The sequence below is a fragment of the Clostridium rectalis genome (assembly GCF_900626095.1).
In the GTDB taxonomy this organism is placed as follows: domain Bacteria; phylum Bacillota; class Clostridia; order Clostridiales; family Clostridiaceae; genus Clostridium_AS; species Clostridium_AS rectalis.
On record NZ_UYZZ01000004.1, the window covers coordinates 322,790 to 345,920 of the forward strand.

The following is a 23,131-nucleotide window of genomic DNA, read 5'->3' on the forward strand; positions in this document are numbered from 1 at the left end:
TAATGAAATAATTAATATTAACTTTAAGGAGGAGTTTATATGTTAACGGGACCATTATTAATTGTAGTATTTTTATTATCAGTGGCTGTTTTATTAGTAACTATTATAAAATTTAAACTAAATGCATTCGTTTCACTATTAATTACCTCTGTGGCTACAGCAGTTTTTGTTAAAATGCCTATGGCAGATATTGCAACTACTCTTTCTAAGGGATTTGGAAATACTTTAGCTGGAATAGGTATAGTAACAGGACTTGGTGTAATGCTTGGTAAGTTTATGTTTGAGTCAGGTGGTATAGAAGTAATGGCAAATACCATACTTAAAAAGTTTGGAGAAAATAATACACCTCAGGCGGTTGCTATGTCAGGTTTTATAACAGGTATACCTGTATTTGGAGATGTAGTTTATATAATGTTTGCCCCAATGCTTAGGGTGCTTTCAAAAAAGACTGGAGTTTCTATGGTAACATATGCCGGTGCACTTTCTGTTGCAACTACTTGTACGTACGCTTTAGTTATTCCCACACCAGCACCACTTGCAGTAGCAGAGGCTTTAAAAATAGATGTAGGAATTTTCTTTGTTTATGCTTTGATTTGTGCTTTTATAGGAACACTTGTAGGTGGAATTGCTTACGGAAAATACATAAATAAGGTTGATCATAAAAATAATCATACATATTCTTTTGATGATATAGCACTTGAAGAAACTGCAGCTAGCACTGAAATTTCACAAAACAAACCAAGTTTTATGAAATCGTTGTCCATTCTTTTAGTACCTATTTTATTAATTCTAATAGGAAGTTTTGGTTCAATGATCCTTGGTGAAGGCAGTAAAATAACTACTTTGCTTAAATTTGTAGGTGATAAAAATGTAGCTATGCTTATTGGAGTTATATATGCGGCACTTATTTCTCTCCCATATATAAATAGTAGTGTTTCTGATATTATGAATGATGCTGCAGACCAAGTTGGTTTAGTTCTTTTAATTACAGGTGCAGGTGGGGCTTATGGAGGAGTTTTACAGGCTACAGGAATTGCGGATTATATTGCTACATCACTGTCAGGGTTTGCTATACCAATATTGGTACTTTGTTTTATTATTTCTCAAATAATTCGTTGTGCTCAAGGTTCTACAACAGTGGCGCTTTTAACAACGGCATCAATACTTGGGTCCACCATTGCATCTTCAGGAGTATCACCTGTACTTTGCTCAATTGCAATTTGTAGTGGAGGTATTGGATTATCACTTCCAAATGATTCTGGATTTTGGGCAATTAGTAGATTCTTTAAAATTTCTGTAAGTGATACTATTAGAGGATGGACGGTAGGAGGCTTTATAGCAGGACTAACAATACTTTTAGTAGTGCTTATTCTATCCTTATTCCAAGGAATACTTCCCGGGTTAATGTAAAACTTAAAGAAAAGAGATATTTTTATACAATAAAAATTTAGAAGATTTTTAAAGTTATAACTAGAAAAAATATAAGACTGTTTATAAATAATTTGTCAATGGTCTTATATTTTTTATATTTTAATAATGAGAGACTTAATGTTATATTTGATTTTTATAGTATAAATATATTCATACTATAAAAACTACACAAAGGTATATTGAGAATTAATATGTATTTATATAGTTTTTTAAAATATATACAAAAACATATTGTAAATTTGTGAAAATTAGAGTAAAATAGTTTAATGAAATTTTGTAAATATAGGTCAGCAGAGGTGCTGGCTTTTTTGATGATATTAAACTTTATTAAATAGTTTAAAACCTCCATTGCTATTTAAGTAATTTTACTTTAGGATTTTCTTTCATATTCTCATATTTTGAAGATGAGAATTAATTTTTGAAATTTAAAATAATGCTTTTTAAGTATTTAAGGAAACAAAAAATATTTAATATTTATAAATTTATTTGTCTTATTTTAAAGTTTTATGAAAGTTTATTTAAATAATTATTCAATTAACACAATTAATTAAATCAGATTTGATTAAGGGATTTTAGATTTATTTAAATATAAATTTATGAATAAATAGGTTTCATGGCATTATAGTGAGTTAAGGCTTTATTTGATGTTTAGAATCCATTATCTAATGTTATATTACACTGACTTAGAGCAGCATATTAAGGTGTAGATATATAGCTAAGTAGAAAGCTTATTATTAAATTTAATAGGTTGTGCAATGAATTCTATAGGATAGATATATTGTTAAGTAGAAAGGAATGGGTTATTTATGGAGGAAAGAGAAGAGGTGCATTTAAAAAAAGGTTTAGGACTTGTTTCTACTACTGCCATAGTGGTTGGTAATACTATGGGGTCAGGTATTTTACTTTTAGTAGCTGCATTAGCCAAGGAGTGTAGTCCAGGTGCAGCTATGGTTGGATGGATAATAAGTGGGTTAGGTGCTATATTTATGGGTATATCTTTTGCTAATTTAGGAGCTAAAATACCTAAAACAGGAGGGCCTTATGAATATGTAAAACAAGCTTTTGGAGATTTTGCAGGATATATAAATGCCTGGTTATTTTGGAATTCTTATTGGATAGCAATTATAGCATCTTTAGTTTCTGCAACAGCATATGTAGCAGCATTTATTCCTGTTTTAAATGAAAATAGATTAGTAGCATTTTTATTTACAAGTGCAGTACTTTGGTTTTTTACTTACATAAATGTAAAAGGAATTAAGGAAGCGGCAACTTTCCAAACAATACTCACCGCATCAGTTATAGTATTATCAGTAGCTTTTGTATTTGTGGCAGGTGGGAAGTTTAATATTTCAAACATAACTCCTTTATTCCCAGAGGGCAAGGGGATAGGAACAGTAAGCGCTGCTGTATCTATAACATTATGGGCATTTTCCGGATTTGAAGCTGCATCAGTTTCAGCAGGAGAGGTTAAAAATGCTAGAAGAAATGTAAAATTAGCCACTATAATTGGTATACTTATAAGTATTGCTTTTTATCTAATCTTAAGTTTTGCAACCATGGGGGCCATTAACTCAAAAGAGCTTGCAATGGTTGAGGGAAATTACGGGGAAATATTATCTTCCCATTTTGGGAGAGGATTTGCCTATGTAGTTATAATAACTGAAGTTTTGAGCATATTAGGTACTGCCTTTGCAACTATTTTAACTACAGCTAGAATGTCCTATGCAGCAGCTAAGGATGATATGTTTCCTAGAGTATTTCAGAGGGTACACTCTAAATATCAAACCCCATCATCATCTTTAATTATAGCGGCAATTTTAGGAAATATATTACTTGCAATGAATTATACAAAAAGTTTATCTCAATTATTTACCTTTATGATACTTTTGTCCAATCTCTCATGTTTACCAATATATGCTTGTACATCCTTGGCAGATATAAAGTTATGGAAAAAAGATAATAAAGGGTATAAAAATATACAGCTAATTAAATATTCTATAATACCTTTATTAGGGTTTGCCTATGCTATGTGGGCAATATATGGTTCAGGAGTTGAAAGCTTTCTTTATTGTTTAGTGTTAACTGTAGCAGGACTTCCGCTATTTTTCTATAAAAAGAAAAAGGCTATTCATGCAAATAAATTAGAGGAGCTTAATGATTATTAAATAGATTTATAAAAATCCAGAAGAATTACAATAATATAGTAAACTATAAATACTACTGTATTTTAATAGAAGCTATTAAATATATAATAGGCTTTATAATGAGCTGAAGATTAAAACTTCAGCTCATATTTTTATATATTATATTAAGAAAAGATTTTTGTATTAATGTATCAAGAAATAATTTTTGTATATTAATGTATATAAAAATCTTTTAATATATACATATACTAGCTTAGATTTTTAATATATGTATATTATTTTTAACAATATACACATAAAATTTAACCATAAGAGGAATATAAAATATTAAAGTATTTAATTTTATATTTATACAAATTACTTTTACTTAGGAAATAGCTACATTATAAAAAAATATTTATTATAGTGTACAATGATTTTGTTAATTTAAGTTACTATAATAAAATAAAAGGATTCCTTTATATAAAGGCTTTAGGTTACTTCAAATGTATACATCCTAAAGTCTTATAACTAAGCAGTTAAAAGACTTCTTTAATATATTTTATTGAAAAATATATAGTTGAACCGAAAAGTATATATGATCATTGTAATAATTACCAATTTTGTTTATAGTGTAATATATAAGAATATTTAAACAAGTGTAAGTAAAGGGGATAGTATTAAAGCACAATTTAAAACAGGTTCAATGAATTATAGGACAACTACTGCAAGATTAGCTTGGGAGCCATAAACTAAAATAGAGTTTAATTTAGTAGTAATGTAGCTTTAGCTATATTACTACTACTTAATAAGAGGAGGATTTTATTAATGTTAAAGCCTAAAATTGTGTTATCAATTAAAAATCTTTCTAAAAAGCTAGGGAATAGGGAGGTATTAAAAAATGTAAATTTAGACCTAGAAAGAGGAGATATTATAGGTATTACTGGTAAAAATGGATCAGGAAAAACAACTTTACTTAGAATTATTATAGGACTTTTTTATCCCTCTAGTGGAGATGTAATAATAGAAGGTAAAAAACTAACACCTGGTTTATTGGGAAATTTGCCAACTAATGTAAGTGCCTTAATTGAAAATCCTACTTTTTTACCTGAATTTACAGGGTTTCAAAATTTAAAGATACTTGCATCCATTAGAAATAAAATCAGTGATGAAGATATAAAAAATACAATGGACTTAGTTGGTTTATCTCCATCAAATAGAAAAAATGTATCAAAATACTCTTTAGGTATGAAACAAAGATTAGGTATTGCACAAGCTATAATGGAAAAGCCTGGTTTAATTTTATTTGATGAGCCCACTAATGCCTTAGATTCAGATGGAGTAAAAATTTTTAATGATATTGTACATAATATGAGTAAAAATGGAACAAGCTTTATTATGGTTTCGCATAAAAAGGAAGATATATATACTTTATGTAACAAAGTATATAAAATCGAAAATGGAGAATTAAATATAATACATAATCAAAAGGAATGGAGAATAGTTGTTGATGACTTAGTAGATTTGGAAAATTTATTAAGGCTATATCCTAAAGGGAATGTAATGAAACGTATAAATGGCCATCCATCTGTCATATATAAAAATGATTGGGAAAATTCAGCACAGATACATGAAGTTTTAAATAAAAATAAAATAAATACTATAAGTATAGAGTAGGATAGTTTATGAATTATTTTTTTATAAAGCAATATTTTTCCCTTAGATGGAAAAGATGGTTATCAATTATTCCTATAATATTTTTTACCGCTATTTTATTAAAGTATATAGCTCCTATTGATTTTTTACCAGCAAATAAAACTTTAATTCTTAAAGATTATATATTTGCTTCACTTTCATATCCTTTTTATATATTGTTTTTAGCACCATTATTATATTGTTATCTTATATATGATATTGTTACTAAAGATTATGAGGGTGGTTATATATCCTTTATTATATCTCGAATTGGAACTAGAACTTCTTATTTTATATCAAAGATTCTTTTAATTATTATTACTGCAAATATATATTTTTTTATAAACTTATTTATATTAATAATAGTTGGTTTAATATTTAGATTACCATTACAAGGAGATAGTTACCATGAAGTATTAAATATTTCATATAAACTTGGTTTAAATATTTATAATATTTTTCTTATTCAATATGGAATATATTTCATAGGTCTTATAGTTATAGGAATAAGTGTATTAGTTATTTCTTTATTATTTAATAATGGTATATATTCAATAATATTTACAATTTTGTGTATTATTCAAAGTCAAGAAGCTTTTTTTAATAACAATAGGAATTTAAGATGGTCTTTAATAGGACAGCTAGCATTATCTAAGCATTATCCTTTTTGTTTTTCTCATTCACAGGTTGATCCAAGCTATCTAAGTTATATGATTGGATATACCCCTTATTATTCTATTAAATTCTATATAGCAATATCCTTAATAGCTTTTTTAGTAGGTATATTATGTATTAATAAAATGAATTTTAATAAAAAAATGTGAGGATTAAAATGATGAAAAACCTAATATTAAATCAAGTATATTCTACTAAGAAAAATTTTATAAAAAGTATACTTTTTATTTTCTCTTTAAATGTTTTCCAACTTATATCAATATTAAATCAGGGAAAATTAGATAAGCTAGACATTAAACCATTAGATTTTTTTATTAAAATCTATGGTGGAGTACAATCTGATTTTTTTATATTCCAATATATTCACTGGATTGTTATTATATGTACTTTACTATTTATAGTAGAAAACATTATAAATTCATATAAGGGATTAGATTTTATGATAATAAATAGATCAGGATTTAGATTAAAATGGTGGTGTTCAAAAATAATATCATTATTTTTATTAAATATAATTTATTTAATAGTAATTATTATTATACATAAAGCCTTAACTCTTTTATTTTTATACCCAGCTGATTATAAAATATGGAGTGCATATTCAAAAATTTATTATAATGATCTTTATAATAGTACAATGAATCCTTATAAATTATTTTTTATCTGTTTGTGTATAATGTTAACAGGATTTATTGCTATAACTTCATTTTTCCAGACTATAAATGTAATAACAAATAATAATATAAAAATTTTTATAGTATTAATAATTATAATAATTATTAATGGAATATTATATATGAATAATTTAATCCCTAGAGTAATGTCACCATTAAATTATCCATCTATCTTAGATATAAAACCTAATATTTACAATTATCTCAAATATATAGATGCAAATATAGTTTTAATTTTATTTAATACTATAGTCGGCAGTATTTTTATTATAAAAAAAGATATATTATAAAATTTTTATATTTTTAGGAGGCACTATGGTTAACTCATTTTTTAAAATTGAACTTAAAAGAGCTTTATTTCAATGGAAAACATTTATTGCATTTATACTTTTTATGTTTGTTTTCATACATATATCTTATTTAGATAAATTAGATATACCTAACAGTTCTACATATTCTAAATATTTATTCTTAGAGCAAAATAATGGTTTTATTAGTTATTTAAAAGCTATGGGATTTGCAAATACTTATATGGCAATTGTATTTCCTATAATTATATTATTAGTAGTTGGAGATTCATTAATTAAAGATGTAAAAACAGGATTTTTACAATTCTATTTAACTAGAACAGATTGGAAGAATTATATTCGTTCAAAAACTATTGCAGTATCATTAGTTTCATTTATGATTACATTTATATTTCAGGTATGTGCTTTTATTTATTCTATGATAACACATCCATTTTACATACCTAGAAATATTGATGAAGCACCTGGCTATGCCAGAGGTTTATATATGTTGAATCCATATTTATATATTTTCCTAATTTTTATAATATTTTCTTTGATATCAACAGCTATAGCACTATTTGCAATTGCATTATCTAATAAGTTAAACAACTCCTCGCAAGCTATTTTGATTCCATGGATAATATATTTAATTTTAGGAATAGGATTAAACTGTATAGATTCAATACACCCTTTTAGTCCCGTTAATATGTGTGGACCTTTTATATTTACATTTTATTCTGGATGGGAAGTAATTTTATATTGGAGTGTAATTCTATTTTTAAGTATATATTTAGGATTTAAACTATTTTCCAAAAAATTTATTTTAGATAAACATAGTTCTTACCTTTAGAATCTTTACTTATCCTAAAGCTTATTATATTAAAAGAAGAAATTTTATATAATCATATAAAATTTCATATTTCACTTTTACTTAGAAAATAACTACATTGTAAAAAATAGTTTATTATAATGTACAACGATTTTGTTAATTTAAGTTATCATAAGAAAATAAAAGGATTCCTTTATATAAAGGAATCCTTTTATGGATATTACGATTGTGGATTATTGTTTAGTATAGAATCAGATAAGAGTCTGCCTATTTTGTTATTAAACTGTACACCATGGGTATTATTTTCTAAATCTTTAGTAAGTACTACAATTATAAAAGCTTGATTTTTGTAAAAAAGTATTCCAGCATCATGTTCAACACCAGGTAAATCTCCTGTTTTATGAGCCAACTGAAGTTTATTTGATATATTAACAGGTAATTTATTGTTACATTGTTGTTTTTTTAATATATCTAACATAATTTTTTTATTAGTTTCAGAAATACTATCAGTATATAGTATTTTTTCTAGTACGGTGCATACATCCATAGGGGATGTAAAATTATCTAAACCTTTCTTTAAGGCAGTTGAGTCCATCATTTTTCTTTGAAGACAGGTAGATGATAAAATATCTTCATTAATAGTTTCCATTCCTAATAAATCAATTAGCATATTTGTGGCGGTGTTATCACTTAAAGTTATCATTAATGTAACTAAATCCTTTAGGGTTAGCTGTAAATTTTCATCTAAGTTTTTAAGTATGCCAAATCCTCCAACTTTATAGCATTCTTTTAAAGTAATCTTATCATTTAAGCTCATAATGCCCTTTTCTAGATTTTCAAAAAGTTTGTACATAATAAAGAGTTTTATAATACTGGCAGAAGGAAAAATTACATCTTTATTAAATGAATACTCTTCATTATTTTGTAAATCCTTTATATATAAACCGCAGGTTCCTTTTAAGTCATTTATTAAAGACTGTAAATCTGGTGTTATTTTATCTAAGTTAAGCATAGAAAAACCTCCTGTAATTTAATTCCATTTATAAAGTATACTTATTATAACCACATATAGCACACTTAAAACAGTGATTATTAAACCATTTTTTATAAGGGATTTTAAATCCTTAGAACGAGCTAGTCCCATTTGTCCTACCATATCCCCTGTTGGGTAAGCAAAGGAAGTTATTTGAGATCCTATTAAAAGAACTGCTGCCCATATGGTCATAGGGAAATTAAGTTGCTGTACAATTGGGAAGAACATTTCATGTAGTACCTTTTCTTGAGCAACTGCAGCTCCAGAAACTCCAAATATACCAACTAATGTTGCAATTATAGCAAATACTATAGGACCTCCTGCATTAATTAAAGGTTTTAAGTAATTTGCTAATGCATCAAAAGCTCCTGAGGCAGTAACAAAGGTTAAGAATGGATCATATAAAACGAATAAAACGAAAATCCAAAACATTTTAGATCCACCTTTTAAAAGTGCTTTTAAAGTTTCTTCAGGTTTAAGCCCAGATATATATCCAACTATTAAAGAGGTAAGTCCCATAACAGTTATAACGTAGGATGCACCAGCTTTTAAAATAACGCCATATACTATGGATATAAGCATTAATATTGCAAAAGCTAATGTAGCTTTTTTCACCTTTGCATCTGGTTTGAAGTTATCAGTGTTAACTATAGTAGATTCACCATAGCTTATATTTCCCTCTGTTTTCTTTTGAGTATGCATAGCTACGAAATAAGTAACCACTAATACTATACAGGCAAGTGGAATACCAGCTGATAACATATATTTGCCATAACTTAAACCTGATAGCTGCATTGTGGTAACTACCGGTGGAACGAAGGGTCCTATATATAGACCTGCAGAACCAGCACCATGTAATAAAACTCCTAAAGTATTAGGTGTTAATCCAAAACTTGCTACTATTGGGATTATTATGGGAGCAAGGATGGCATTTCCACCAGCCATGGAACCTAATAAAGCAACTATTAGGGTAGAAGATATCATGGTGGCAATCATAACTTGTTTTTTAGTCTTTACTCCTGTTTTGGTCATTATAAGATAAACAATATTTTGTGCTACTTTTGTTTGGCTTAAAAGTTCCCCAACTCCAGAACCAAGCAATATTATAAATCCAATTAAACCTAAAAATGATCCTAGTCCATTGGCAATAGCATTACCAAAACTTATTGGGGTTTGTCCCGTTAAAATAGCTCCAATAATAACACATAGTAGAACAACCCACAGCATGTCCTTTCCTTTAAAAGAAATAATTATATATATTAATAAAGGTAAGAAACCTAGAATGGCAGGTAAACCCATTATCATATATAAAGCCCCCTTTATTTATTTAATTTTATACATATATACCATTGTCAAAACAGTTTTTTTCTTTAAGTTCCATTTTTTCGAAGGTGTTTTTCTTATCCTTTGCTCCAACTGCTGTAACCAGAGCATTTAGTGCAGTTAATACAGTAGTGAAGGAGTAAGTATAAGAACCATTTTTTAAAAGTAAAATACAGTTGCTTTTAGTAGCTACAGGAGAACTGTAACTATCTGTTATAGAAATTATTTCACAGCCTTTATTTTTAAAAAACTGAGTTATATCATTTGTAAATTTTGTATATCTAGAAAAACTTATTGATATTAAAACATCTTCCTTTGTTATGCTAGATATTTTATCGTATACATCCATATTTCCTGGGGTAATTAAAACTGTATTATCCATGAATCTTTCTAGCATAAAGTGAAGATAATAAGATACTGTAAAAGAGGATCTAGTAGCTACAATAAATATTCGTTTACCTTTATTAATAAGGTTTACAGCTTTTTCAAAGTCTTTTTTTAAATTTTCAGAGTACATAGTTTGAAGATTTTTTATATTCATTTCAATAGTTTGTTTTAGTATATCATCCTCCTTTGATACATCAGATATAGATTTTTTAATTTCTTTCATAGGTGCAATGTCTTTTTGTATAAGTTTTTGAAGATCCTTTTGAAAAGTAATGTAGCCTGAGTAGCCTAGCTCTTTACAAAATCTAGATATACTTGAAATACTCACCTCCATTTTATCTGCTAGTTCTTGTATAGATAAAAATACTATTTTGTCATAGTTATTTTTTATGTAGTCAGCTATTATTTTGAAGGTTTTAGTAAAGTTATCATAGTTTTCATCTATTAATACAAAAATTGAGTTGTTCAAAATACACATCTCCTTGAAAAAAAATTTTTATTTTCAATTGATTTTGACTTTAATATTATTATACGACAATAAAATAAAAAAATCATCTAAATTTTTAAAAAAATGAAAAAATATTTTTAATAAAGGTATTTTTTGATCTAAGTATTATTATTATTTATAAAAATAAAAAAATAATTTTATTTTTTAGTAAAAATAAAAAAATATTTTTATTTTTAGAAAAGTGTGTTATAATTTGGGTAGAAAAAGAGAATTAGGGGGGATAGAAATGTTTGACATTGTTATAAATGGGGCATATATTGTTGATGGTACAAATACAGAGCCTTTTCTAGGATCTATTGGTATTGTAGGCGATAAAATAGAAAAAATAAGCAAGGATAATTTAGAGGGAAAGAGAGTTATTGATGGAAAAGATAGAATATTAGCTCCAGGATTTATTGATATGCACTCCCATTCTGATAGTTCTTTTATAGTAGAAAACAATTGTGAAAGCAAACTCTTCCAGGGTATAACTTCTGAGTTTATAGGAAGTTGCGGCATATCTTTAATTCCTAATAATGATTCTATAAAAAATCAGTTAAAAGACTATTGTAAATCTTTATGTGTAACTTCAGATAAGATATCTTTAGACTTTTCTAACTTAAAAGAATATGCGAAAATAATTAATGAAAAGGGAGCAGCTATAAACTGTATACCCCAAATTGGCCATGGAACCATTAGAATGTGCGTCATGGGGTATGATAATAAAATTGCTAGTAAAAAAGAGTTAGAGGACATGAAAAAGCTTTTGAGAATGGAGATGGAAAATGGAGCTTTTGGTATGTCTCTTGGTTTGATATATCCTCCAGGAATTTTTAGTAATACAGAAGAGTTATGTGAGCTGGCTACTGTTTTAAAAGAATATGATGGTGTGCTAACTGCTCATATAAGAGGGGAAAGCTACAATGTATTTAATGCAGTAGAAGAAATTATAAGTATCGCTAGAGAAACAGGGGTAAAAATAAATATATCTCATTTGAAATTAATAGGAAGATCTCAATGGAAGAGGGGAAAAGAATTACTTAATATAATAAATAAAGCGAGAGATTCAGGAGTCAATATAAGTTGTGATCAATATCCATATTCTGCTTCTTGTACATCTTTATATCCACTAATACCTAAGTATGCTCAAGCTGGCGGAGTAAATGGATTTATACAACTTATAGATACAAAATGGAAAGAAATCTCAGATTATATAGAAAAAGAAGTTTATAATAGAGGGGGAAGTGGTAAAATTATACTTTCTTCAGCTGGAGAATATTTTTCCAAATATGAGGGAAAATCTTTAAAATCTATAGCAAATGTACTTAATATTAGAGTATCAGAAGTAGTAAGGGATATATTTATAAAAACTAAAGGCTCCGCTTCTGTAATATATTATTGTATGAACGAAGATGATATTGAATGTATTATGAAAGATATGTTTGTAGCAATAGGTAGTGATGGTGCCGCATTAAGTTTTAAAAAAGAGTTATATTCAGGTAAGCCTCATCCACGAGGATTTGGTACATTTCCTAAATTTATAAGAAGGGCTCTTGACAAAGAGTTAATGCCAATTCAGAGTATAATTTATAAAACTTCAGCACTACCAGCTAGGATATTAGGAATAAAAGATAGAGGAATCATAAAGGAAGGTAATATAGCAGATTTGGTGTTATTTAATAAAGATGAGATACAGTATAAAGGTTCATATATGGATCCATTTTCTAAGCCCGAGGGGATAGATTATGTATTTGTATCTGGAAAAGTAGTTTTAGAAAATGGTGTACAAACTGGTGCAAAGTTAGGAAAGGTACTTTTAAAGGGAAAATAAATGAGATATAAAATATATCTTTAAAGGTATATTTTATATAGTGTATAATGGTAAATGATTGTGACTTAGGAGTTGTTTTATAATCTTTATACAAATAGTAATTTGAAAGGAATAGGGTTATGGACTTTAAAAAAATTATGACACAAAATAAAGAATATTTTTCAAAGCATAAAGATATGCCATCACAATTACAACAAAAATCAAAAGAATTATGTTGGAGATATAATCAGACGGCACCATCTGAAGGGGATAAGAGAAGTAGTATTTTAAAAGAATTATTAGGCACTTATAATCCACTAACATTTATTGAGCCTTCATTTCGTTGTGATTATGGGTTCAACATACATACCCATGGACTTACTGTAATTAACTATAATTGTGTGATATTAGATACATCGCCAGTTCATATTGGTGCAAATGCATTTATAGCTCCAGGAGTTTGTTTAGCATGTTCTGGTCATGCCATACTTTCGAGACAAAGAGCAGAAGGAATTGGCACTTCAAAACCTATTACAATAGAAGAGGATGTATGGATTGGTGCTAATGCTATTGTATGCGGTGGAGTTACTATTGGAAAAGGCAGCATTATTGGTGCAGGAAGTGTGGTAAATAAAGACATTCCAGAGGGTGTAATTGCTGTAGGTAATCCCTGTAAAGTATTAAGAAAGATTACAGAGGAGGACAAAATTAACTTGACATATGGGTAATATAAATTTTATTAAAAAAACTTTAAATTATTATAGCTTAGAGTAGATAGCATTAGCTAATTCTAAAAAAGATGCTATAAAAATTTAAAATAAATTATTAATATTAAGTGAAATATTTTATTTGTAAACTAAGATTATTATATAAAGGGACTTTAGCGTTAAGATTATGTAGAAATTACTTTATTTAAACTTTAAGTTTATAAAGTGATTTCTAGATTTTATTCTTAGAGCTATAGTCCCTTATATTATTTTTTTATCCTAGTCCTAAAAGTCTTAGACTTTGTGTTAGAATAAAGCAAACCGATAGTCCAGTTACCGTAGGAACTAAAAAGGATACTAATGTCCACTTAAAACTGCCAGTTTCTTTTTTGATAGTGAGTAAAGTAGTGGCACAAGGAAAGTGCATTAAACAAAATAGCATAACATTTATTGCTGTAATAAATGTCCATCCATTAGAAACAAGCAGAGTATTTAAAGCCTCTAAACTTTCAAGCTCTACCATGGCTCCTGTGGACATGTAGCTCATAATCAAAATTGGCATAACTATTTCATTGGCTGGAAGGCCTAATATAAATGCCATAAGAATATAGCCGTCCATACCTACTAAATGAGCAAAGGGGTTTAAAAAGTTTGCACAGTGATTTAAAATGTTTGCTCCACCTATATTTATGTTTGCCATAATCCATATTATCAAACCAGCGGGAGCAGCTACTACTATGGCACGACCAAGAACAAATATGGTTCTATCAAATATGGATCTAACAATTATTCTACCAACCTGAGGTTTTCTATAAGGAGGTAGTTCTAAAGTGAAGGAAGAGGGAACACCTTTTAAAATAGTTTTTGATAATAATTTCGATATTAAAAGTGTCATTATAACTCCCAATACTATAATGAAAGTTATGGATAAAGTGGCAATTAAGGATTTCATTTTACCGTTAAAAGAACCTGCTACAAAGATACTTGCTATGGCAATTAAAGTTGGGAACCTACCGTTACAGGGAACAAAGAAGTTTGTTATAATAGCAATCAATCTTTCCCTGGGAGAATCTATTATTCTACAGCCTATTACTCCTGCTGCATTACATCCAAAGCCCATACACATAGTAAGAGCTTGTTTTCCATGAGCACATGCTTTTTTAAAAAAATTATCCAAATTAAAAGCTACCCTTGGTAAATACCCTAAATCCTCAAGCAAAGTAAACAATGGAAAAAATATTGCCATTGGAGGAAGCATAACGGATATTACCCAGGCAAGAGTTCTATACATTCCTAGAACTAATGCACCATGAAGCCAATTAGGCCATCCTTTAGCTAAAAACAAATTTGTAAGTTTCTCTTCTATTTTGAAAAAGAAGGTGGCTAAGGCCTCAGAAGGATAGTTTGCACCCTTTATGGTTATCCAAAATATTAGCGCCAATAATGCTATCATAATAGGAATACCAAAGATTTTTGAGGTTAATATATCATCGATTTTTCTGTCCCTTGCATTATGAGTTTTATTTTTTTGATAAACACAATGTTTACATACAATTTCTGCTAAGTGAACTATTGAACTTACGATTTCATCTCTTAAGTTTTCATTAGAATTTATAGAGTAGTCTATATCATTTTCTAAGTCAAAGTCTAAATACTTATTTATGGATTTTAGTATGGTTTTATCTCCATCAATTAATTTTAATGAAAGCCATCTACTATTTAATTTATCATTTACAAGAGGATTAATTACTTGTTCAAGTGTATCTATCATAGATTCAATATTATTATTATATTTTACTTTTATTGGAGAGGTTTTTATTTCACCTGTGGATACCTTATACACAGCTTCCATAAGTTTATCTAAACCTAAATTATCTCTGGCATTGGTTCCTACTACTGGAATACCTAATTTTAAGGATAATTTTTCAGTATCAATTGTAATTTTTTTACGTTTTGCTTCATCTATTAAATTTACACAAAGAACTACTTTATCTGTCATTTCTAAAATTTGAAGTACTAAATTTAAGTTTCTTTCCAAACAGGTTGCATCAGTAACTACAACGGTGGTATGAGGATTACCAAAGCATATAAAATCTCTTGCTATTTCTTCTTCTGTGGAGCTAGATAAAAGGGAATAGGTACCTGGAAGATCTACAAGAATAAAGTTTTTATCTTTGAATTTATAATTACCTTGAGCTGTTGCTACAGTTTTTCCTGTCCAATTTCCTGTGTGCTGATTAAGTCCTGTTAAACTATTAAATACAGTGCTTTTACCTGTGTTTGGATTACCAGCTAAAGCAATTACTATATCATCTTTAGAAGTTAGCTTTATATCTAGCATTTCCTTAAGTGTACCTAGTCCTGTTGATTGGTTAGTAAGTCCCATCTTTAACCTCCTTAAATTAGTTGCACTAAAACACTACAAGCCTCCTCAGAGCGAAGGGCGATTACAGCACCTCGAATTTCATAAGCTGTGGGATCACCTGAGGGACTTTTCCTAAGTGATTCCACTACGGTATCTATAATTAATCCTAAATCTAACATTCTACGTCTTAAAATTCCATCACAAGTGAGTTTTTTTACTATAGCAATACTTCCAATGGGAATTTTATTTAAAGGTACTAAGGTATCTTTCAATTTTTACACTTCCTTCTATTTAGTAAAACATTAATTGCAGAGAAATTTAGTCTATATTAAGCTTAAAATAACAGGGGTTTTCTATAAATTTTTAGAAGTTAGCCCTGTGAAACATTTGTTTAAAGATAAATAAAAAAAATTGGGTATATAGATAATATATTAATAATTTGTTAAATGGGTTACACATATATTTAATAATAGTAGCATCTTATTTTGTTAAATGCTTTTTACATTATTTAATGAACCTATATTTTAAAATTTATAATACTTGGTAAAGAAATTATAGATAATAATATAAAATGTTTTAATATAATGATGTTTTAGAAAGGCTTAGTTTAGTATGGATTAGTAAATAGGGGGCATTTATAACTTTTTAGAGGTTTAATTTAAAGTAAAGAAATATTTATATATGTAAGTTGTTTATTTTGAATATAGGCATATTAATTATGGTATAAAGTGGTAGTGAAGCTAGTTATACTATATGGAGGTGCTGTTATAGTGGGAAATAATGAAAATTTTTATACTGTTAGAGGATATGAAATTTTAAATAAAGAGGATAAAATTTTAACTAAAAGTATGGAAGATTATCTTGAGATGATTTATAGAAAAAGTTTAAAGAAAGAGGAAGTAAGGATTAATACCTTGGCTAAATCCTTAAATGTAAAACCGCCCTCTACCACAAAAATGGTACAGAAGTTAACACAATTAGGTTTTTTAGATTATAAAAAGTATGGAAGTATAAAACTTACTGATAGGGGAAGAAAAATGGGAGGCTTTTTATTAAAACGTCATAATATTATTCAAGAGTTTTTAAAAAATTTAGATGTAAAAAATGAGCTTTTAGTAAATATAGAATTGATTGAACACAACATAACAAAAGAGGCTTTAAATAGCATACAAATTTTAAATAAATTCTTTAGTGATAACCCTTGTATACTTGAAAATTTTAATGAGTACAAAGATGATTTCATAGAATAATCTAAATTTAATAATTTATTAATCAGTTTTTCATTAGTTATTTATTATTAGGAAATATAATATTTAATAACAGAAGAATATATTTATAAGGTGGGTTAATAATGGAGATTTCAGATATTCTAAGAATAATAGATAATATAAGTGATGAACTTAAAGATAAGGTTGCACCAGTTGAAATTTTAAACAAATTCAGTGGTGGTAGATCAGGAGCGGAAGTTTATTTAGTAGAATATGGTGAAGATAATAGAGTTGGAATTTTAAAAATAAGTGATTCTAATGAAAGTGAAGTATTCCAGAAAGCTTATGAATTGGCAGCTAAAAATAATATGCATAAATACATAGCAAAGCTTATAACCAATTATAAAATAGAAGACAAAGGTAAAACCCTTTATGCAAGTCTTTATGATTTAGCAGGAGATGATATTTATAAAAGTGAGACTTTTTTAGATAAAGTTATAAATGAAGATGATTTAAAGGACAGTATGGTTTCAAAAATAACAAAATTTGTATTTAGTTGGAGTAAAGATCATGAAAAGAAATATATGTGTCCAACACAGATAATGAAAAATGAATTGTCTTATAGATATATGGATGAAAAATACGAAAAAGCATTTGAAGATATTGGTGTACCCAAAGATGTAAAATGGATATCTTTAGATGGTACAGACACAATTCTTCCTAATCCTTATTATTTTTTTAATAATGAAAATGTGTGGAAGGGATTAAAAGTAACATGTCTAACCTCTTATGCCCATGGTGACTTTCAAGGAGATAATATAATTATAACTGAAAATAAACCTATTATAATAGATTTTTGTGATTTGTTAGAGGATTGTAATGTATTCCATGATTTAAGATATTTAGAAGCAATTACTTTGGGAGATTATATGGAAACTAATAAAAATTGCGATAAAAAATTATGGGTTAATGCTTGTAGTAGTTTAAGTGAAGGTATAATGGAAGTAGATATACCCCAAGGAAAGGGTATGAGTCTTTTAAGACAACTTATGTCAAAGCTTAGAGAAAATGTTAAGCTTATTGTATCTGATGCTCGTAATGTACTTTATAATCCATCCTTTTATTTAGCAGGGGTGGCTGCGGGACTTATAAATATGAGAAAATATAAAAGTAATAATAAAAAGAAGGCAGCATTTATATATGCATCTTATAATTTAAAGATGTTTTTAAAGGATGAAGCAGTGGATATGTTTACGCCAAGTTTGAAATCTTGTATGGTATTTAACTGGGTTAACGAAATAGAAAATTCATTTGTGAATTTACAACCCATAAGTGCATAAATTTATTTACTCAATCACTAACTTTGAAAAGTTAGTGATTTTTTATTTATAATGTACTATATTGGTTAAATTATTGTAATTACTTTTTAAAAATATCTCCTTTTAGTTTTATAACTTATATTTTTAATGGTTATATTTTATGGTTATTTATTATAGTTATATTAAATAATTATGGTAGATTTAAAAAAAGGTTATATATAAAAAAGATATTAAATATATTTTTAAAGAGATGCTTTATTTATTTTGTTTTTATGAAGATTAAATAAAGCTTTTATTAATTATAAAATTATAATAATAGCTAATTGGAGGAGCTTTTTATGAATAATACTAACACTTATATTTATAAGGACTTAGAAAACAATTCTTGGGAGTTTGTTTTAAGGGAAGATAAAAGTTTAGTTTATTTTACTAGATATTCAGATTATAAATTGATTAAGGAAAATAAAATTGATTCAGATGTACTACTTTTTAATATAATTATAGATAAATTAAATAATTTACATTTGATTTATATTAAAAAAGGTGAGATAAAATATTGTATTTGGAACAGTAAAAATTGGGTAAAACAAAGACTTTATAGTTTTGATGGGAGGAAAAATGAAATAATAGAGGCAAGTACTATAAAAATGAAAAATATTATGCATTTATTTTTTATTATTAAGGATATAAGAAATTCTATTAAAGGAACGCTTATGCACTGTACCTATCAGGGAGAAAAGGCTTTAATTAATACTATAGACCAAATTACATTTCTTCCTAATGTGTCTAACCATTATAGGGTAGAGATTTTTAAAGAGAGTAAATTATATTTATTTTTTTTAAGCAAAACTAGATATGAAGTAAAAATGAAAAACTACATCTATAATAAAGATTCATGGATAATAAAGAGAAAGTTATATGGATTAAGAGAGGAAAAAATAAATTTTTATACCCTTTTGTTTAAAGAAAAAATTCATATTTTAAATATATCTAAACAAAATGGTATTTGGTCAATTGAGGATGTTTATATAGATTATAATGACAAAATAGTTTTTTTAAAAATATATGAAGGTAAAAAACATATAAAGTCTGCTAAATTAGCTATTAACCAGGGAAAACTTTGTGCAATTTGGGAAGAGGAGGATAAAATATTATGTTCAAATTTTGATAACAATTGGAGTAGACCTTATAAATTTTACAATGAAAATAACAATAAGGAGCTATTATATAAATCTAATTATCCTCAGGAAAAAAGGGTGGAATTTGAAAATATAGAGAAAAAAATAGAGTTTCCTAATGTGGTAGTAGATATACCAGGAAATCAAGATGCTCCATTTCAATTTGAAGAAATCAAATTTCAGAGTGCATATATAGTTGAGAGTTCAGAGGAAAAATTAATGATAGAGGGGGAGAAAGGCAGCTTTTTATATAAATTTACTTTAAGAATTCCATTTAGTATTTCATTAAAGGATAAAAATAGAAGAGTTAGAGAAATAGGTAGTTTTTTAGAAAAGGATATACAAATAAAAACTTCTATAGATTATGAATATAAAGATTATATTAAATTAGATTTTAAAGCAAATCTAGAATTGACTGATAACGTATCAGTGATTAAAGATTTAATATGTTTTTCTGCAAATGTGTATTTAAAGATAAATATTAAAAATGAAAAAGATAACTTATTAGATTAGAGAAATAGAGGTTATATAAATAAATCCTCACTTATAAATTGAAAATATATATAAAAACGAGAAAAAGTACTAGGGTTTCTCGTTTTTTATTTTCTTGACAAAATATAATATAATGGATAAGCTATATAGGGTACCATCCTAACGTTAGGTAGTGAGAGGAGAAAATTATGTATACGAAACAAAGACTAATGGAATCGGCTTTTCGTTTATTTGGAGAAAAAGGGGCAGATTTTTCTTTAAATGAAGTTGCAGAGGAAGTGGGTATAAAAAAGGCTTCAATATATGCTCATTTTAAAAGTAAAGAGGATTTACTTTGTAAAGTTATTGAAAAGGAGATAGACACATATTTTTTAAAGATAAACAAGCAGATAGAAAGTTTTATAAAGAAGGAATCTCATGTGGAAGCTATATTAAAAAATATTTTCATAGCTATGTTATCTTATTATGATTCACTTCATAAGTTATATTTTTGGAAAAGAATAAGTCTTTTCCCTTGTAAAGGTTTTGATGAGGCCTTAGTAGAGAAAGTAAATTTCCTATCAAACCAACGTTATGGGGTAGTAAAAAAGTTTTTAATTAAGGGTATAGAGGATAAAGTTATTATAAATCAGCCTGTAGAATCCATTACTTTAAGTTATTTTTCAACTGTTCATGGATTATTATATAGTTCAATTATATATAAAGAAGAGGATTTAACAGTTCATTATGAAATGGTATGGGATAATTTTTGGAGAGGAATAAAATATTAGGAGGGGTAAAATGATAGAACCCAAAATGCTCTCTATTATAAAAAATGGAGAACTAAATAAGGATCAAATTTTAAAGGATATTATAGCCGGGATAATTGTGGCTATAATTGCACTGCCACTTTCTGTGGCTTTAGCTATTGCATCAGGAGTGTCTCCTGAAAAAGGACTTATTACAGCTATAGTGGCAGGATTTTTAATATCTATTTTAGGTGGAAGTAGGGTACAGATTGGAGGCCCTACAGGAGCCTTTGTAGTAATAGTTTATGGTATAGTTGAAAAATATGGAATAGAAGGTTTAACTATTGCCAGTATAATGGCGGGAATTATATTAGTAATATTTGCATTATTAAAATTTGGAGATCTAATTAAATTCATACCATATACTATAACTACAGGATTTACTACAGGTATAGCTGTGGTACTATTTTCAACTCAAATAAAAGATTTTCTAGGATTAAATATTGATAAGGTACCTTCAGAATTTATTCCTAAGTGGACTAGTTATTTTCAGCATATTAATAGTATAAATTACTATGCTTTAATAATTGGAATAGTATCTTTACTTATAATAATTTTTTGGTCTAAAATAAATAAAACTATTCCTGGATCATTGGTTGCATTGATTGTGGCTACACTTTTGGTAAAGTTTTTAAAATTACCAGTAGAAACTATAGGAAGTCGTTTTGGAGAAATTTCATCTACAATACCAGCACCTAAATTTCCTGTGGTGGATTTAAAAACTTTTAAAGAATTACTAAATCCAGCTATAACTATTGCAGTTTTAGCAGGAATAGAGTCTCTATTATCAGCAGTGGTGTCAGACGAAATGGTGGCAGATAAACATGATTCTAATGCAGAGCTTATGGCTCAAGGGGTAGCCAATATTGGATCTGCATTATTTGGAGGAATACCAGCTACAGGGGCTATTGCTAGAACAGCTGCCAATGTAAAAAATGGTGGGAAAACTCCTATTGCAGGTATTGTACATGCTGTAGTCTTATTATTTACAATGTTAATATTTATGCCTTTTGCAAAATTAGTACCTATGACAGCTTTAGGAGCTATACTAATGGTAGTTTCTTATAATATGAGTCAGCTAAAGGTTTTTAAATCATTATTAAAGGCTCCAAAAGGAGAAGTTTTAGTACTTTTAATTACTTTTTTATTTACGGTTGTATTTGATTTAGTCATAGCTATAGAAATAGGTATGGTAATTTCCATGTTCTTATTTATGAAAAAGATGTGTGAGAGCACAAAAGTAAATTCTTTAAGTTGTCATGAAGAAATAGCCCATAAGGTTAAATTGTATGAAATAAATGGTCCATTCGTTTTTGGGGCAGTAGAGGGATGCTCAAGTATAATTAGTAAATTAAGTGAGGATACTGAAGTATTAATTTTAAAAATGTCTAAGGTTCCAATTATGGATGCAACTGCTTTTAATGCTATAAAGAGTATACACTGTCACTGTATTGAAAATGATATTTCTCTTATGTTTTCAGAGGTACAGGAACAGCCTATGAAGGTTATGAAAAATATGGGGATTTTAAATAGACTAGGAGAAAAAAGATTCTTTAAAAATATAAATGAAGCTTTAAAGGCTGCTAGAAAAGTAGTGAAATTAGAAGCTTAAAATAAGGCTTTAAAGAGGGATAAAAATAAAAGAACTGTGGAAGTAATTTTTTACTTTCTCAGTTCTTTTTTATAAAGTATTTATAAATATTACTTTATATATTAAATTCTATCTAAGTTTAACTATAGTTTGTTCTCCACCTAATAAAGATGCATCAAAAACTAATTCTAAATCTTTTTGACCTTTAGGAACTTCAACTACATAAACACCAGTCATTTTTCTACCCACAGCTAGTTCTCCATCTAATTGACCAGCATCAGCGGCAGACTGACCTGTTAAAGAATACTTACAGTCTCTCCCGTCTTTGTCCACAACCTTAAACATTAACATAGAAGAAATTGATTGTTTTTCTTTTGATGTGTTTTCAATAGTACAATCTACTGCAAAAAATTCATTACCTTCTTCTGGCTTAAGTATATCTGATGGTTTAACTGTATAAACTTTGTTAACAGTTACTTTGAAGTCCTTTAGTTTTATTGCATCACCAACTTTAAATACTTTAGGTTCATCTTTCTTTTCTTCTGTTGCTGTGGCTTTAGAATCAGCTTTTTCTGCCTTATCTTTTCCACCACAAGCAGTTAAGCTTGAAACCATAATAAGTGTTAGAAGCATAAAACACAATTTTTTTTAAAAAAACTTTTTGTTTGTCATGTATGTTTCCCCCCTGTAAAATAATCATTGTAATTATAACAAATTTTACAATGT

19 protein-coding genes are annotated in these 23,131 nt (G+C 27.7%); 13 read left to right on the plus strand and 6 right to left on the minus strand.

The window, feature by feature from the left end; all coding sequences use genetic code 11:
* Positions 1 to 39: 39 nt before the first annotated feature.
* The 6 genes from EJL03_RS08650 (at position 40) to EJL03_RS08675 (ending at position 7,738) form a co-directional block, all read left to right on the plus strand.
* Positions 40 to 1,410, plus strand: coding sequence for a GntP family permease (locus EJL03_RS08650; protein WP_125153566.1), 1,371 nt, complete (start codon positions 40 to 42; stop codon positions 1,408 to 1,410).
* A gap of 827 nt (positions 1,411 to 2,237) precedes the next feature.
* Positions 2,238 to 3,596, plus strand: coding sequence for an APC family permease (locus tag EJL03_RS08655; RefSeq protein ID WP_125153567.1), 1,359 nt, complete (start codon positions 2,238 to 2,240; stop codon positions 3,594 to 3,596).
* 786 nt (positions 3,597 to 4,382) lie between these two features.
* Positions 4,383 to 5,231, plus strand: coding sequence for an ATP-binding cassette domain-containing protein (locus EJL03_RS08660; protein WP_125153568.1), 849 nt, complete (start codon positions 4,383 to 4,385; stop codon positions 5,229 to 5,231).
* Between the two features lie 8 nt (positions 5,232 to 5,239).
* The gene (locus EJL03_RS08665; protein ID WP_125153569.1) at positions 5,240 to 6,073 is read left to right on the plus strand and encodes a hypothetical protein; all 834 of its coding nucleotides are present in this window, start codon (positions 5,240 to 5,242) and stop codon (positions 6,071 to 6,073) included.
* 8 nt (positions 6,074 to 6,081) lie between these two features.
* On the plus strand, positions 6,082 to 6,888 hold the full coding sequence (locus tag EJL03_RS08670; RefSeq protein ID WP_243108684.1) for a hypothetical protein: 807 nt from the start codon (positions 6,082 to 6,084) through the stop codon (positions 6,886 to 6,888).
* A 25-nt stretch (positions 6,889 to 6,913) separates the two neighbouring features.
* Positions 6,914 to 7,738 (plus strand): hypothetical protein, encoded by an 825-nt coding sequence (locus tag EJL03_RS08675; RefSeq protein WP_125153570.1) that lies wholly within the window; start codon positions 6,914 to 6,916, stop codon positions 7,736 to 7,738.
* A gap of 199 nt (positions 7,739 to 7,937) precedes the next feature.
* Here the strand turns inward: EJL03_RS08675 and EJL03_RS08680 are convergent, their stop codons facing one another.
* From EJL03_RS08680 to EJL03_RS08690, 3 genes are read right to left on the minus strand one after another with little or no spacing between them, the layout of a single operon-like run.
* On the minus strand, positions 7,938 to 8,729 hold the full coding sequence (locus tag EJL03_RS08680; protein ID WP_206427354.1) for a serine hydrolase: 792 nt from the start codon (positions 8,727 to 8,729) through the stop codon (positions 7,938 to 7,940).
* Positions 8,730 to 8,747: 18 nt separating this feature from the next.
* Positions 8,748 to 10,055, minus strand: coding sequence for a TRAP transporter large permease subunit (locus EJL03_RS08685; RefSeq protein ID WP_125153571.1), 1,308 nt, complete (start codon positions 10,053 to 10,055; stop codon positions 8,748 to 8,750).
* A 28-nt stretch (positions 10,056 to 10,083) separates the two neighbouring features.
* The gene (locus EJL03_RS08690; RefSeq protein WP_164509045.1) at positions 10,084 to 10,929 is read right to left on the minus strand and encodes a MurR/RpiR family transcriptional regulator; all 846 of its coding nucleotides are present in this window, start codon (positions 10,927 to 10,929) and stop codon (positions 10,084 to 10,086) included.
* A 265-nt stretch (positions 10,930 to 11,194) separates the two neighbouring features.
* Between EJL03_RS08690 and EJL03_RS08695 the strand changes: the two genes are divergently transcribed.
* Positions 11,195 to 12,778, plus strand: coding sequence for an N-acyl-D-amino-acid deacylase family protein (locus EJL03_RS08695; protein WP_125153573.1), 1,584 nt, complete (start codon positions 11,195 to 11,197; stop codon positions 12,776 to 12,778).
* A gap of 119 nt (positions 12,779 to 12,897) precedes the next feature.
* The gene (locus tag EJL03_RS08700) at positions 12,898 to 13,485 is read left to right on the plus strand and encodes a sugar O-acetyltransferase (protein ID WP_125153574.1); all 588 of its coding nucleotides are present in this window, start codon (positions 12,898 to 12,900) and stop codon (positions 13,483 to 13,485) included.
* Positions 13,486 to 13,738: 253 nt separating this feature from the next.
* Here EJL03_RS08700 and feoB read toward each other — a convergent pair whose 3' ends face one another.
* Positions 13,739 to 15,850, minus strand: coding sequence for a ferrous iron transport protein B (gene feoB / locus EJL03_RS08705; RefSeq protein ID WP_125153575.1), 2,112 nt, complete (start codon positions 15,848 to 15,850; stop codon positions 13,739 to 13,741).
* Between the two features lie 11 nt (positions 15,851 to 15,861).
* Positions 15,862 to 16,101, minus strand: a complete 240-nt coding sequence (locus EJL03_RS08710; RefSeq protein WP_125153576.1) for a FeoA family protein — start codon at positions 16,099 to 16,101, stop codon at positions 15,862 to 15,864.
* 498 nt (positions 16,102 to 16,599) lie between these two features.
* Between EJL03_RS08710 and EJL03_RS08715 the strand changes: the two genes are divergently transcribed.
* From EJL03_RS08715 to EJL03_RS08735, 5 genes are all read left to right on the plus strand, one after another.
* Positions 16,600 to 17,079 carry a metal-dependent transcriptional regulator gene (locus tag EJL03_RS08715; RefSeq protein ID WP_243108685.1) on the plus strand — a complete coding sequence of 160 codons (480 nt, stop codon included), beginning with the start codon at positions 16,600 to 16,602 and terminating at the stop codon, positions 17,077 to 17,079.
* Positions 17,080 to 17,180: 101 nt separating this feature from the next.
* Positions 17,181 to 18,377 (plus strand): hypothetical protein, encoded by a 1,197-nt coding sequence (locus EJL03_RS08720; RefSeq protein WP_125153577.1) that lies wholly within the window; start codon positions 17,181 to 17,183, stop codon positions 18,375 to 18,377.
* A 317-nt stretch (positions 18,378 to 18,694) separates the two neighbouring features.
* Positions 18,695 to 20,047: a hypothetical protein gene (locus EJL03_RS08725; RefSeq protein WP_125153578.1), complete on the plus strand. Its 1,353-nt coding sequence runs from the start codon at positions 18,695 to 18,697 to the stop codon at positions 20,045 to 20,047.
* 167 nt (positions 20,048 to 20,214) lie between these two features.
* On the plus strand, positions 20,215 to 20,796 hold the full coding sequence (locus EJL03_RS08730; RefSeq protein ID WP_125153579.1) for a TetR/AcrR family transcriptional regulator: 582 nt from the start codon (positions 20,215 to 20,217) through the stop codon (positions 20,794 to 20,796).
* Between the two features lie 10 nt (positions 20,797 to 20,806).
* Positions 20,807 to 22,426, plus strand: a complete 1,620-nt coding sequence (locus EJL03_RS08735; RefSeq protein ID WP_125153580.1) for a SulP family inorganic anion transporter — start codon at positions 20,807 to 20,809, stop codon at positions 22,424 to 22,426.
* A 108-nt stretch (positions 22,427 to 22,534) separates the two neighbouring features.
* On the opposite strand, the gene EJL03_RS08740 is transcribed toward EJL03_RS08735, so the two are convergent.
* Positions 22,535 to 23,038 (minus strand): DUF4352 domain-containing protein, encoded by a 504-nt coding sequence (locus tag EJL03_RS08740; RefSeq protein WP_243108686.1) that lies wholly within the window; start codon positions 23,036 to 23,038, stop codon positions 22,535 to 22,537.
* Positions 23,039 to 23,131 lie beyond the last annotated feature (93 nt).